Below are 13,719 nucleotides of genomic sequence, written 5' to 3' on the forward strand. Positions count from 1 at the left end.
ACGCACGAACAACGACGGCGGGTGCCCACCCGCCGTCGTAATCCCTGCACCACTCACCGGGGTACTGGGTCAACGATCCTTTTTCCCCTAGCCCGATGGGAAGCCGCCACGCCTGAAGGGGCACGGTGGCGCCGCGCAACGGGTTTGCCTTGCCGTATGTCGGGCCCACAGATCAGCACCACTAAAGGGGCGAAAGCGAGTGCGAAGACAATGACGAAGAGGGAAAATTCCATAACCAGCTCCTGCCGTTGGAATCAACGGTAAGCGCCAAATGACCGGCATACAACGGGTTGAGGAACGGATCGGGTTGCCGCGCTCACTTTCCTTCGTGTCCATCGGAACTACGATCGGGCTTGGCTCCTGAAACGGTCAGCAGGGCGTCCTCGTAACCGCCGCCGAAGTCGATGCGGGTGATGTCCTTGAGCCGGTACTTGGTCATCTCTGTATCCCAGCGGGCGTGCCTGTCGAGTTCGAGCAGCCAGACGCTATTTTTGCCCCAGTCGACCGGGGCGCCGATAAAGCAGGCATCGGGCTTGTCTTTCTCCTGGTGGATCGTAAGGGCTTCCCGGCTCTCGCCCGCCGCGCGGATGATGGCCTCTGCACTGGAGAGGCTGATGGGCTGCTCCGGTGCGGCCGGCGGCCATTGCTTGAGCTTCTTCAGCAGCTCCGGTTCGAACCCGTCAACCTTTTTGACCTTCGTGATGTCCTTGGTGCGCAGGGCAGTGAAGCCGTCCAGGTAGCCTCCGTCACGGGTGTCGGCGATGAGGATCCAGTCGTCGGAAAGCTGTATGACGTAGCCGTGGATGACGTCCGCGTTTTTGATCTTCCGGCGAATATCAACGTACGCCTTCTTATCCATGGCGCTCTGGAGGGCGGCAAGGACCTTGCGCCTGGACTTCTTCTGCGACTTCATGCCACCAGCTTTCCACAGGCCCGCGGTTCCGGGAACGGGCGGCCAGGCGAGTGCCCACCCGCCGTCGTTGTTTGACGCGCCGCTTGGAGACTTCACCCGGGGTTGGGCGAGTCGCTACGTCTGCTTCCCATCCTTGTGGTCTGCCGGTAGTGAAACGTTCACCAAACCCTGTAACAGTGCCTTTGGCAGCGAGAACCGCTAGCCAACATCACTCGACCGAAGGATCATGGTGAACCCCATTACCACCCCGTCCAAGTCACCTTCTGTCAGGCCCCTCGCCCTGACCGCCGGCACGCTGGCGCTGATTTTCGGCGGTGTCGTGCTCTCCCCCACGGCCACCGCAGCACCCGGAAGCGCCCCGGCCGACACCGGCTGGGCCGCGAGCGCCTACCGCGGCAGCGTCGAGGTGGTCGAAGGACCGGACGCCGACCAGGAGACCATTGACGGCAGCGTCTTCGACGACAAGAACCAGAACTCCGTGCAGGACGACGGCGAGCGCGGCCTCGCCGGCGTGACCGTCTCTAACGGCCGCGACGTTGTCACTACGGACAGCCAGGGCCGCTACGAGCTGCCGGCGTTCGAGAACATGACCGTCTTCGCCACCCAGCCGCGCGGCTACCAAGTGCCGGTGGACGAGAACAACGTGGCGCAGTTCTACTACCACCACCTGCCCGAAGGCTCGCCGGAGCTGGAGCACGGCGGCATCGCCCCCACCGGCGCCCTGCCGGACGCGGTCAACTTCCCGCTGGCCAAGAGCTCGCTGACCCAGTCGCCCGAGCAGCACTGCCTGATCGGCGGGGACATCCAGACGTACACGGAGGAACAGGTGCCGTTCGCCCGCGCCGGAGCCTTCGCCGACCTGGCCGAACGCACTGACTACGCCGGCTGCGGCGCCCTGTTCATCGGCGACGTGGTGGGCGACGATCCCGGGCTGTACCCGCAGACCCGCGAGCTGACCAGCATGCTCAACGGGCCGGCGCGCTTCCTGCCCGGCAACCATGACCTGGACTTCGACGCCGCCAGCAGCGAGCACTCGTTCGATTCGTTCCGCGCCAACCTCGGCCCGGAGTACTACTCATACGACGCCGGCAAAACCCACGTGGTAGCGCTGAACACCGTGGAGTACAAGTCGGGCACACCCTACAACGGTGCGCTGGACGAGCGGCAGCTCGAGTGGCTGCGCAACGACATCGCCCAGGTGCCGGAGAACAAGCTGATCGTGCTGGCCGCGCACATCCCGCTGCTGGACTACGCCGACCAGGGCAGCTCCAAGCACCAGGTAGACCAGGTCAAGGAGATCTACCAGATCCTCGAAGGCCGCGAAGTGGTTGCCCTGGGCGGGCACACGCACAGCATCGAGAACCTGCGCGAAGGCGACTCGCTGGCCGGCTGGTCCGACGTCTTCGGCGTCGACGGTCTGCCCTTCACACACATCACCGCGGGCGCCATCTCCGGCGACTGGTACTCCGGCCGCATGCTGCCCGAGGGCTACCCCCTCGCCGTCCAGCGCGACGGCGGCCTGCCGGGCGTGCTCACCCTGGATATCAAAAACACCGAGGTCAAGGAGCGCTTCACCGTCCGCGGCGAGGACGATTCCCTGCAGATGGCGCTGGGCCTGAACACCCCGCGCTACCGCGGCTGGTACGCCGAGAACGTGGACAACAAGGGCTCCGCTCCGGAGTTCACCGACCCGCTGACCGTCTCGCAGGAAGACCTGGCCAACCAGACCTGGCTGACCACTAACTTCTGGATGGGCAGCACCGGCTCCACCGTTGACGTGAAGATCGACGGCGGCGACACCACCGAGGCTGTCCGCACCCAGCAGATGCAGGGCGAAGGCCAGCTGGTCGGCGCCGAGTGGTCCGACCCGACCGCCGTCCAGGAGCAGCTGGTCCACGGCGGGAGCCTGGCCGACCGCATGATGCACCTCTGGCGGCTGGAACTGCCCACTGACCTCGCCGTCGGAGAGCACACCGCCGAGGTCACCGCGACAGACGTCCACGGCCGCGAGTTCACCGAAACGCTGACCTTCCAGGTCACCAAGTAGTACTGCCCCGCACCGCAGCTGTCCGCCCAGCCAATCCGCTGGGCGGACAGCTGCTGCCCCATGCCACACCATTCGACCGGAGAATCCATTGCATCCGAATGTCCATCCGAGAAAACCGCTCTCCAGCCGGCCTGCCCGCCTGACCGCCAGCACGCTGGCACTGGTCGTCGGCGGCGTCCTGCTCTCCCCCGCTGCCACCGCCACACCTGACAGCGCTCCCGTAGATGCCGGCGGAACCGCCGCCTACCAGGGCGCCGTCGACGTCGTTATTGGCGCTGACGAGGACCAAAATGTCCTCGATGGCACCGTGTTCAACGACAAGAACCGCAACTCCAAGCAGGACACCAACGAGCCCGGCGTCGCTGGCGTCACCGTGTCCAACGGCCGCGACGTCGTGAGCACCGACGAGCAGGGCCGCTACGAGCTGCCGGCGTTCAACAACATGACCGTCTTCGTCACCCAGCCCCGCGGCTACCAGGTTCCGGTGGACGGCGACAACGTTGCCCAGTTCTCCTACAACCACCTGCCCGAGGGCTCGCCCGAGTTAAAGTACGGCGGCATCGCCCCGACCGGCGCCCTGCCGGACGCCGTGAACTTCCCGCTGGCCCAGAGCAAGCTCACGCAGTCACCCGAGCAGCACTGCGTGATCGGCGCCGACGTCCAGACGTATGACCAGGAAGAGGTGGAGTTCGCCAAGGCGGGCGTCTTCGCCGATCTGGCCGCCCGTGATGACTACGCCGGCTGCGGCGCCCTCTTCATCGGAGACGTGGTGGGCGATGATCTGTCCCTGTTCAGCCAGACCCGGGAGCTGACGGGGATGCTGAACGGCCCCGCCCGCTTCCTGCCCGGCAACCACGACCTCGACTTCGACGCACTGGACGGGGAACACGAGTTCGATACCTTCCGCGCCAAGCTGGGCCCGGAGTACTACTCCTACGACGCCGGCAAGGCCCACGTCGTCGCGCTGAGCACCATCGAGTACCCCACGAAGGTGCCGGCCAAGAAGAGCAACTACACGTACGGCCTCGGCGAGCGGCAGCTCGAATGGCTGCGTAACGACATCGCGCAGGTGCCCAAGAACAAGGTGATCGTGCTGGCGTCGCACAGCCCGTTGCTCGAGTTCTTCTACAGCAACTCGCACACCACCAAGCAGCTCAAGGAGATTTACGAAATCCTCGAGGGCCGCGAGGTCGTCACGCTGGGCGGCCACACCCACATGTCGGAGAACCTGCGCGAAGGCGACCTGATGGCCGGCTGGATGGACGAGGTTGGCGAGCAGGGCCTGCCGTTCACGCACCTGACCGTCCCCGCGGTTTCCGGCCACTGGTACGGCGGACGCGTGGTCGAGGAGGGCTACCCCACGTCCATCCAGCGTGACGGCACCCCGCCCGGCGTCGTAACGCTGGACATCATGAACACGGACGTCACCGAACGCTTCACCGTCCGCGGCGGCGACGAATCGCAGCAGCTGGCCGTTGGCCTGAACAGCCCGCGCTACCGGACCTGGTACGCCGAGAACGTCGGCAAGCCCCGCGGCTCGGCACCCGAGTTCACCGACCCGCTGACCGTCTCGCAGGAGGACCTGGCCAACCAGACCTGGCTGACCACCAACTTCTGGATGGGCAGCACCGGCTCCACCGTTGAAGCAAAGATCGACGGCGGCGAAACCGTTCCGGCAACCCGCACCCAGCAACTGCAGGGCGAGACCGTCCGCGTCGGTGCCGAATGGTCCGATCCGGTGGCGATCCAGGAGCAGTTCGTCCACGGCGGCGGCCTCGCCGACCGCTCGATGCACCTGTGGCGGCTGGAGCTGCCCACCGACCTCGCCGTCGGAGAGCACACCGCCGAGGTTACCGCGACCGACGTCCACGGCCGCGAGTTCACCCAGACGCTGACCTTCGAGGTCACCGAGTAGTCCAACCCCACGAAGCCGTCCGCCCAGTCCAATCCGGCTGGGCGGGCGGCTTCGTCGTCGTTACCCCCTGTTTGGTGGATTGACGCGTGGGCGATGCTGAGTGAGTCTGAACGCACGCGACGCGACGAGCGCCGCCTTGGGGAAGGACGCGTCATGAGGACTATGCGTGCGTCCACAGCCGTCATACTTGCGACAGCCGCGGCGATCGCACTCTCATCCTGCACCCTCGACGGGCCGGAACCGCCCGACACTGTCCCCTCTACTTCTGCCAGCGCCCCCGGGTCCACCGAGTCCTCGCGGGAGCCCCATGAGTCCTACCGGTCCACGAATTCCTTTGCGGCCCAGCTACCTGACCCGTGGACTGGCGGAGCCTCCTGGGTGACTGCGGGCGGGGTGACCGGCACGTATGGCTTGGACACCGGCATTGCCGCGCTGTCCGAGGACGGCATCATGACCGTCTACGACAGCCGCGGCGGCGTTGTCTCGCAGTCGGAGGAACCCAAGGAGCTAAGGCCCGACCAGACCAGGGGCACCGAGGTGGCCCAACTCTATGAGGGCGGGAAGAAGTTCCTCGCCGTCTTCAGCCAAGGAACGCCGCCGGAGGCAGACGGTACAAGTCCCTCCCCCGCCGCCCTTGCTGCCGTGATCACCGTGTTCGACGGCGCATACGGCGAACTGCTGCACCGAACGGTCCACACGTTCCCGTCCGACGGCGACCATGACACCGGGCTGCTCGGCCACAGCGGCTCCCTGCATCTGCCCGTCGCCGAGGCTCCGCTGGTGTTCGATCCGGTCAGCGGAGAGTTCGAAACCGTTGAAGTTCCCGAAGGCGATGAATGGATCCTGCGGGTGGACGGGGTGGACGTATTCAACCGGGTCGATGACCTGCCAACCATGGACCTTGGTGACCGCCGCCAGCTGGGCTATGAGGCGTTCGCCGGGGATTGGCGTCACGAGGGGTTCATCGCCGTCCCAAACGCGGTGGGCCCCTATATCAATCTGGCCATCGGCAACGGCGGCGTCGCGACGGACAAGTGCCTTATTGTCGACGTGCATACCGGCGAAAGCATCGGCGCCTCGGAGCAGCTGAACAACGGGTGCCTGCGGACGGGCTCCAACCACATCCATGGCTTCAACGGGCTCCTGTTCGTGGGGCATCGGGGCCGCGGGTTCGCGTCTTTTGAGGAGGGTACCGTCCTGATTTCCATGTTCGACCCGGAGACCGGGCGGCAATGGGTGGAGAACGCAGATCCGCGCGACACCGAGTCGGAGGACTTCCGCCCCTACTTTGTCGGCGCCGACGGCATTGTGTACGGAAAGTACGCGGCACCGGACACCAGTGAGGGGCAGGCGGCCAGCTATGACCCCACACTGGGAACGGACCCTCGCCCCTGGCACGAGGGCAATGAGACCGTGCTGCCTTCCGCAGTATCCGGCGACGGGATCGGAGCCTTCCCCGGCCTCGACGGGAACGGGATGGCCTACATCGTGAAGGCCGCCCCTTGATCCGGATTACAGCACCGCGACGGGCCGACTGGACTTCTGCCAGGGCCCCTAATAACGCTTGCCGGTAATAACGCACAGCGTTATTATGGTTGCATGATCCTGTCATTCGCGGACAAAGACTCAGAACGCGTATGGCAACGGATGCATGTGCGCCGACTCGGACCGGATTTGCAGCGAGCGGCCAACAGAAAGCTGCTTCTCCTTGACGCCGCCGAAACCATCAACGACCTGCGCATCCCTCCCGGCAACCGGCTCGAACAACTGCAGGGCGACCGCAAAGGCCAGCACAGCATCCGTATCAACGATCAATGGCGTATCTGCTTCGTATGGACACCAGCCGGACCAGCAGACGTCGAGATCACCGATTATCACTGAAAGAGACACCGCCATGCCCACCACTCATGACCCCATCCACCCGGGTGAGATACTGCTGGAAGAGTTTTTGAAGCCTCTGGGAATTAGTCAATATCGTCTTGCGACGGCGATTTCCGTTCCGCCCCGCCGCATCAACGAGATTGTTCATGGAAAGCGCGGCATCAGCCCTGACACTGCCCTGCGCTTGGCGCGAGCCCTGGGCACCTCTGAGCGGTTCTGGATGAATCTGCAGACGCGCTATGACCTCAGTGTGGAAGCCATCAAACACGAACAAGAGCTCAAGCGCATCCAACCTCTCCTGAGCGCGTGACGGCCGCCCTCAGAGTTCGCCGTCCTCGACCTCGAGACGGAGCGGCAGCAACTCCACGCCCGTTGCTCAATCAGTCGTGCTCCCGACGCCTCCGCCCCTGGCCGAAGCGGCCGTGGACCTTGCCGTCCTCATGCAGCACCAGGACCGGACAGGCGGCATGGGATACACAGGCCGAGCTCACCGACCCGAGGTGCATGCCGAGGAAACCGCCGTGCCCCCGTCGCCCGACCACCAGCATGACGGCCTCTCGGCCTGCCTCGACCAGTAGCTCGGGTGCCGGACCGCGCAATAGCTGGCTGGTCAGGTCTGCAGGCTTATTCTCACCGAAGGCCTGATCCAAGGCGGCCTCGAGTTCCTTCTTCGTCGAGGCCTCGAACGCCTCGAAATCGGGCGGAACATAGCCCTCGTAGATCGGGGGAAAATGCCAGCAGGAAATCGCATGAATGGACGCATCCAGGGCCGGAGCCAGGCGTGCGGCCATTCGCAGCGCCTCCACCGATCCCTCGGAACCATCCACACCGACAACAATCTTGCCGCTTGCCGACACCATCGCCGCTCTCCTTCGTTCACGAATCCGCCCCGCAACTACAGAATGACAGGGAATGCGAGGCGTGGAAAGACATCGGCGATCTCCGCGGGCGTTGCCCCCTGAAAACGACGACGGCGGGTGGCTGCGTTGCGCAGCCACCCGCCTACGTGGTCGTCACTAAATGGTCGTCCCGTTAGGTTCAGGAACCGAGCCGCAGGGTCTCCCAGCCGCCCTGGCCGATGACGATCCGCTTGTTGATCCGGTTCTTGGTCACCGCGTAGTGGTACAGCGTGCCGTTCATGTCCCGGGCGAGGATTCCCATCCCGCCGTCGGCCACATGATTGGGTATGGCCGAGAGGTGGCCCATGGCGTTCCACCCGGACCGGCCGACCACCCGTCGCTCTTCGGAAATGAAGCGGCCGGCACCATTGGAGCGGTAGAGCTTCAGCTGCCCGTTGGTCATCTTGACCACCAGGTCCATCTTCGCGTCCTGGTCGTAGTCCATGGCCATCAGGTCGAGGTTCCGCCAGCCCGAGGAGCCGATCAGCGTGCGGGGCCCGTGCTTCTCGCCTGCCGGGTTGGTGTAGGCGTAGAGCTTGCCGTCGCGCAGGTTCTTGGCGATGACGCCGGGGAACTTATCGGTGCCCCGCCAGTCGGTCACCAGGACGTCGTAGCCCTGCCAGCCTGCGCTGCCGATCACCGCGCGCTGGAACCCGCCGGCAGCCCGGCCGTAGTCGACAGTCAGCTGGCCGTTCTTCCAGTTCGCCACGAGGTCCTGAACGCCGTCGTTGTTCCAATCGGCGACATCCACGTTGAGCGCGTTCTGCCAGCCTGCCGACACGAAGGTGCGCCGGGCCAGGTCGCCGCCCTTCGCCGAGGGGTACGAGTACAGCGAACCGTCGCCCGCCACCGCGGCAATGTCACCGGGCAGGATCTTCGCGGTCTTGTTGGCCGCGGGGAGGCGGTCCGGCAGCACCCGCAGGTCACGGGCCAGCAGGGCCGGCATGTCGTAGGACCAGTGGTTGACGCCGGGCAGGACCGTCATGGTGGTCTTGGTAAAGCCCTTGTCGGAGTAGATCTGTTCGGCACGCTGGGCGGTGCCCAGTGCTGACCAGGTGTCCAGCGTGGTGCCGCCCATGCCGTCCAGGCTGCCGGCGATCCAGTTGAGATTCATGTTCTTGACTGCGGTGGACGGGGCCGTGGGCATGCTCCGGTATCCGCCGCCGCCCACGATGGTGGCGCCGCCGCCCTTGATCCAGTTCTGCCGGTCGGAGAGCACTTCCATGCTGGTGAACTCTGCTCCGCCGGAGTAGCCGTGGAACCAAACCCGGCTCGGGTCGACGTCGTACTTGGCAATCAGCATGGCCGCGAGCGATCGGAAGTAGTCGCCGTTGCGGTCGATGTCTTCCCACCAGGTGATGCCGCCGACCTTGTCCGGTGTGATGACCGGGACCATGATCATGTTCTTCTTGGCCGCCTCGGCCGCCATGCCCTTCATGATCGAGCCGGTGGGCTGGTGGACATAGGACTGCGCCGGGTAGCTGTAGTCCCCGTGGAAGACGAACACAATGCCCACCGGCTGCGAGGTGTCCACGTTGTTGCCGAGCACGTGGTACTGACTGCGCAAGCCGTTGGGAGCTGTGTAGTTCCGGTAGGTCAAAGTGCCGGGAGCGGGCGGATAGGCCACGATCGCGGTCTGCGCGGTGGTGACCGTCCGGGACCGGTAGTTCGTCTTCGAGCCCGTGATCCGCACCGAAAGCTTCGTCCCGGCGTCGGTGGTGGTCACCTTGTAGGTTGCGGCGGTGGCGCCGGTGATGTTCCGGCCGTCGCGCAGCCACTGGTAGGTCAGGGTGGCCCCGGTGGTCCAGGTGCCCTTGGCGGTCAGGGTGCTGCCCACGAGTGCGCTGCCGCTGATGGTCGCTGCCACGCTGTTGGCCACCGTGCCGAGGATGACCTTGGCCGTGAGCGCCGAGGTGGCGGAGGTGGCGGTCATGCCGGACTTAGTTCCGGTCACGCGGACGCTGATCCGCTTGCCCGCGTCCGCGGTGGTCACCTTATAGGTAGCAGCGGTGGCGCCCGTGATCGGCTGGCCCTCGCGCAGCCACTGATACGTCAGCGTGGCGCCGGTGGTCCAGGTGCCGGGCTTGGCGGTCAGGGTCTGGCCCAGGACGGCGCTGCCGGAAATGGTGGGAAGGACGCTGTTCACGACGGGCTGCGGAGTTGCCTTGACGGTGGCCGGGGCTTCGGTAGTAGTGGTCGGCGAAGGGGCCGGCGCAGGTGCTTCGGTGGTCGGTGTTGTCTCCGGCGTTTCCGTGGCGGGAGCTTCCGTGGTCGGAGCCGGCGCCGGCGTTTCTGTTTCCGGAACGTCAGTGCTCGGGGCAGGCGTCGCGGCATCGGTGGCCGGGGCTGATTCGTCCGCCTCCGGAACCTCCGTCAGCGGTGCTTCCTTGGCGGGTTGGCCTGTGGTGGACCCGGTTGCCTCGGGGGCGGGCTTTGTCGACGCCGCCTCATCGGTCCACTCCGCCTCCACAATCTCGGACACCGCCGTGCTGCCTTCGACTGCAGCCCGGAAGCCGAGTTTCGTGGCCTCGGTGAACTTGAACGTGCGCTGGAATGCCTCATCACCGGTTTCCAGAGCGTTCGAAGTCCACAGTTTCGCCCACTCGCCGTCCCAGTGCACCTGGAGTTCCACGGCCTTGCCGGCCGCGTTGGTGGCCTGGCCTTCAAACTTGAGCTCAGGGTCGCCGGCGTCGCGCTCCAGGATTTCCAGCTTCACAACCGGTTCGGCAGCAGCGTCCGCAGCGCCGGAGGGCGCGGGATCAGGTGTGGCAAGGACAGATGCCGGAGCAGAGCCACCGGTCGTATCCTCCGTGGCGGCCGAGGTCGTGCCGGTTGTAGACAGGCCGGTAGCCTGCTCACCCGCGTAGGCCGGCGTCGCGGCCGGGATAATGAACCCCGCTGCCAGGAATCCGGCAGCCGCCAGCGCAACAAAGCGTTCTTTCACAGTTTCGCCCCTCAAAAAACGATCGGCGGAACCGTGAGACCGGCTCCGAGCTAAGGTAGGTGCCCGGCAAGCCGTGACCATTCCCCCGGGAGAAGCGTAACGTTTCACTTAAAGCTTTCATACCCCAGTTAAACCCCAGTCTTAAAGCAACACGGGAACTAAATCCCAAAGAAGGACCGCGGCGACGCAACCACGCGCGGCGCGTATTCGTCTGACGGGCAAAATTCACGATGCCAAAACTTCTGACGCATGCCCCATATGTGACGCGCCTCATACTACTCGTTGACACATTCAATCATTCGGATAAGCATTAGTTGTCCGATTAAACGATCTATAGTGAGGTTTCCCCAATGACCCGCACCATGCGTCAACGCTGCCGCACGATTGTTTCAACGTCCGCCCTTTCCCTCCTGCTGGCGACGGCGGCTGCCTCCCCTGCCGCCGTTGCTGCCCCGCCGATATCCGAGGCCCGCACCGGAAACGCGGCAACCGCCCAACAGGCACCGCCCACTGTCGCCATCGGGACCCTCGACAACGGAGCTACCTGGCGCGCCGAAGTGCCCGCGGACTGGAACGGCAAGCTGGTGCTCTTCGCCCACGGCTTCCGCGGCGGCACCGACAACCCGGCCTGGGACAAAGGATTCGCCCCCACCGCGACAGAACTGATCAAGCGTGGATATGCCGTCGCATCGTCGTCGTACTCCGAAACCGGCTGGGCGCTGGAGACGGCGGCGCAGGACCAGCTCGACACCATGGCCGCGTTCGAGAAGCAGTTCGGCGAAGCGGACCGCGTGATTGCCGTGGGCCGGTCCATGGGCGGCCTCGTGACCAGCATGATGGCCGAGATTCCGGGAGCCGGTATCGACGGCGCCGTGAGCACCTGCGGTCTGGTCGGCGGCGGAGTGGCCCTGAACAACTACCAGCTCGACGCGGCCCACGCGGCGGCCGAACTCCTCGTCCCCGGGCAGGACATCCGGCTGACCGGCTTCACTACGCCAGTCCAGTCGGATGCGACCATCGCCATCCTAAAGGCGGCGCTGCAGGAAGCCACGGAATCAGCCGGGGGCAGGGCCCGGATCGCACTGGTGGCGGCACTGCTGAACACTCCTACCGAGCTCGACGACGTCGACCCGGCGGATCCGGAAGCGCTGGCAGCCGCCCAGGCAGAGCTCGTGCTGGACACCCTGCCGACCGTCATCGAGCGCCGGCACACCATCGTCAGCGCGGCCGGCGGGGACAGCGGCTGGACCGCTGGCGTCGACTACGCCAAGCTTCTGCGCTCCTCCGACCAGCGCAAGCAGGTGGAGCACATGTATGGCCTGTCCGGTCTCGATCTGTCTGCCGACCTCGCCAGTGTCACGGCCAACGCCGGCATCGAGCCCGACGAAGGCGGCCTTGAGTGGATGCTGCGAACCTCCACCCCCACCGGCGAACTGCAGGTGCCGTTGCTGGCTACGCACACCCTCGTAGACCTGTTGGCGCCCGTGGAGTACCAGGAGGAATACGCCGAAACCGTCCGTCAGGCTGGCGAGCGCTCCTTGTTCCGTCAGGCCTTCATCGACCGGGAAGGACACTGCAACTTCACTGTGGCCGAAAACGTCGCCTCGGTCGAAGCCATGGACCAACGGCTGGAGACCGGCAACTGGGGCAACGTGGCCAAGACCTCCGTGCTGCAGAAGAACGCCGAGTCGATGGGGCTGGACGGCGCCGCCTTCATCGACTTCCGGCCCGGCGAGTTCATCAACGACCGCGACTGGACCGCAAATTCCTGATTCGAGCTTGATCCACCAAGGAGGAATGTCATGACACAGAACATCCAGCGGCGCGTTATGCTCGGCGCGGGCTTGGCGTCGGTTGCCGGCCTCGCTACGGCAGGATCGGTCGCAGCCGCCGACAGGGCGAAGCCTGCTCCCCCACTGTCCGATAAGAAATTCGAAGAGCTCCTCGCCGGTGTTCCCATGGACCAAGTGGGCGCCGAACTTGCCTTCGAAGCGGTGGTGGACATTGCCCCCACCGAGGACCTGGGCGACGGCCCGCTTGGCGGACGCCGGATTGTGCCAATCACCGGCGGCAGGTTCAAGGGCCCGCGGATCAGCGGCACCGTCGAGAGCGGCGGTGCCGACCGCCAACTCATCCGCGGCGACGGCGTCCGCATGCTGGAGGCTACCTACGAGCTGCGCACCGACGACGGCGCCGTCCTCTCGGTGGTCAACAACGTGCTCATCGACCAGCCCACGCCGGAACAGCGGTACGCGCGATCCTTCCTGACCGTGACCGCCCCAGCCGGTCCGCACGACTGGCTGAACCGCCGCATCCTGGTCGGAACGCTCAACTCGCTGCGCCCCTCAAGGGATGCCGTGCTGATCCGCGTCTTCGTCCTCACATAGGGCGGTCCCGCGGCAAACTAAGTATGACGCCGGGTGGTTGCGTTACGCATCCACCCGGCGATTCGTGTTTGGAATGTTATCTACGCCGCCATGACGGCCATACAAACCACCGCAGCCGCCGATGAAACGGCCTCAAGAAAATGCGAACGACGTCGGTGCCGCAGATCCGGGCTTCCCCGAAGACGAGACACCACCCAGAGAGTGAACCCTATGTAGGCAGCGATACCTACCAAAATCACGTAGCTTTGACCGGTTCCGCTCATGGAGCTATGCGCGTGTCCGATGGCGATGTTTGTTGTTTCACCTCCTGAATGAACGAACGGAATCAATGAACCCATTGCCATCATGGACAGACCTCGGTGCAGGACCATCTGAGCTCGTTGTGGAGCGTCCGAGAACCGGCCTCCTGTGCGCGCAGCCAATGCCGACGAAAACGGTCCAGCCAATATCAGGAACAGGGCCCAGCCGATATCCGACTGCAAGGCGACCGACGACAGGGCAATGTCCGCCATGGCTACCAGCATGATCAACATCCAAAAGACGCCCATGACATCAGTGCCGTTCCCAGTCATCGAGAGATGGACCCGCGAACGCTGACCGGGTTGCCGGCGGTTGCCGGCTACCGCACAACAAACTCCAGTCCCGGTAAAGATGAGCATTCCCGTTGTGAGCGCCAGGTGCAGAGAACCCGCCATGTTAGTAACTCAACTTTCAAGGTGCACTGTTGCCTGGA

11 protein-coding genes are annotated in these 13,719 nt (G+C 65.0%); 7 read left to right on the plus strand and 4 right to left on the minus strand.

Annotation, left to right across the window (positions count from 1 at the left end; genetic code table 11):
- Window positions 1–316: 316 nt before the first annotated feature.
- Complete coding sequence (locus tag AC3A4M_RS04540; RefSeq protein WP_498734223.1) at window positions 317–913, minus strand: hypothetical protein; 597 nt, start codon at window positions 911–913, stop codon at window positions 317–319.
- A gap of 226 nt (window positions 914–1,139) precedes the next feature.
- Here AC3A4M_RS04540 and AC3A4M_RS04545 point away from each other — a divergent pair, with 226 nt between their 5' ends.
- The 5 genes from AC3A4M_RS04545 (at window position 1,140) to AC3A4M_RS04565 (ending at window position 7,066) form a co-directional block, all read left to right on the plus strand.
- Window positions 1,140–2,960 carry a calcineurin-like phosphoesterase C-terminal domain-containing protein gene (locus AC3A4M_RS04545; protein ID WP_498734224.1) on the plus strand — a complete coding sequence of 607 codons (1,821 nt, stop codon included), beginning with the start codon at window positions 1,140–1,142 and terminating at the stop codon, window positions 2,958–2,960.
- 88 nt (window positions 2,961–3,048) lie between these two features.
- Complete coding sequence (locus tag AC3A4M_RS04550) at window positions 3,049–4,875, plus strand: calcineurin-like phosphoesterase C-terminal domain-containing protein (RefSeq protein ID WP_498734225.1); 1,827 nt, start codon at window positions 3,049–3,051, stop codon at window positions 4,873–4,875.
- A gap of 153 nt (window positions 4,876–5,028) precedes the next feature.
- Window positions 5,029–6,381 (plus strand): hypothetical protein, encoded by a 1,353-nt coding sequence (locus AC3A4M_RS04555; RefSeq protein WP_498734226.1) that lies wholly within the window; start codon window positions 5,029–5,031, stop codon window positions 6,379–6,381.
- Window positions 6,382–6,474: 93 nt separating this feature from the next.
- Window positions 6,475–6,756 (plus strand): type II toxin-antitoxin system RelE/ParE family toxin, encoded by a 282-nt coding sequence (locus AC3A4M_RS04560; RefSeq protein ID WP_498734227.1) that lies wholly within the window; start codon window positions 6,475–6,477, stop codon window positions 6,754–6,756.
- Between the two features lie 13 nt (window positions 6,757–6,769).
- Window positions 6,770–7,066, plus strand: a complete 297-nt coding sequence (locus AC3A4M_RS04565) for a HigA family addiction module antitoxin (protein WP_498734228.1) — start codon at window positions 6,770–6,772, stop codon at window positions 7,064–7,066.
- A 70-nt stretch (window positions 7,067–7,136) separates the two neighbouring features.
- Here the strand turns inward: AC3A4M_RS04565 and AC3A4M_RS04570 are convergent, their stop codons facing one another.
- Entirely contained in the window at window positions 7,137–7,616 is a 480-nt protein-coding gene (locus AC3A4M_RS04570; protein WP_498734229.1) for a universal stress protein, read from the minus strand.
- A 178-nt stretch (window positions 7,617–7,794) separates the two neighbouring features.
- Window positions 7,795–10,599, minus strand: coding sequence for a hypothetical protein (locus AC3A4M_RS04575; protein WP_498734230.1), 2,805 nt, complete (start codon window positions 10,597–10,599; stop codon window positions 7,795–7,797).
- 350 nt (window positions 10,600–10,949) lie between these two features.
- Here AC3A4M_RS04575 and AC3A4M_RS04580 point away from each other — a divergent pair, with 350 nt between their 5' ends.
- A complete protein-coding gene (locus AC3A4M_RS04580) occupies window positions 10,950–12,371 on the plus strand; it encodes an alpha/beta hydrolase family protein (RefSeq protein WP_498734231.1) in 1,422 nt (473 codons plus the stop codon).
- A gap of 30 nt (window positions 12,372–12,401) precedes the next feature.
- Window positions 12,402–12,986 carry a DUF3237 domain-containing protein gene (locus tag AC3A4M_RS04585; protein WP_498734232.1) on the plus strand — a complete coding sequence of 195 codons (585 nt, stop codon included), beginning with the start codon at window positions 12,402–12,404 and terminating at the stop codon, window positions 12,984–12,986.
- 80 nt (window positions 12,987–13,066) lie between these two features.
- On the opposite strand, the gene AC3A4M_RS04590 is transcribed toward AC3A4M_RS04585, so the two are convergent.
- Window positions 13,067–13,681 (minus strand): hypothetical protein, encoded by a 615-nt coding sequence (locus AC3A4M_RS04590; protein ID WP_498734233.1) that lies wholly within the window; start codon window positions 13,679–13,681, stop codon window positions 13,067–13,069.
- Window positions 13,682–13,719: the final 38 nt, after the last annotated feature.

The organism is Arthrobacter sp. Soil_C_60 (assembly GCF_057656375.1).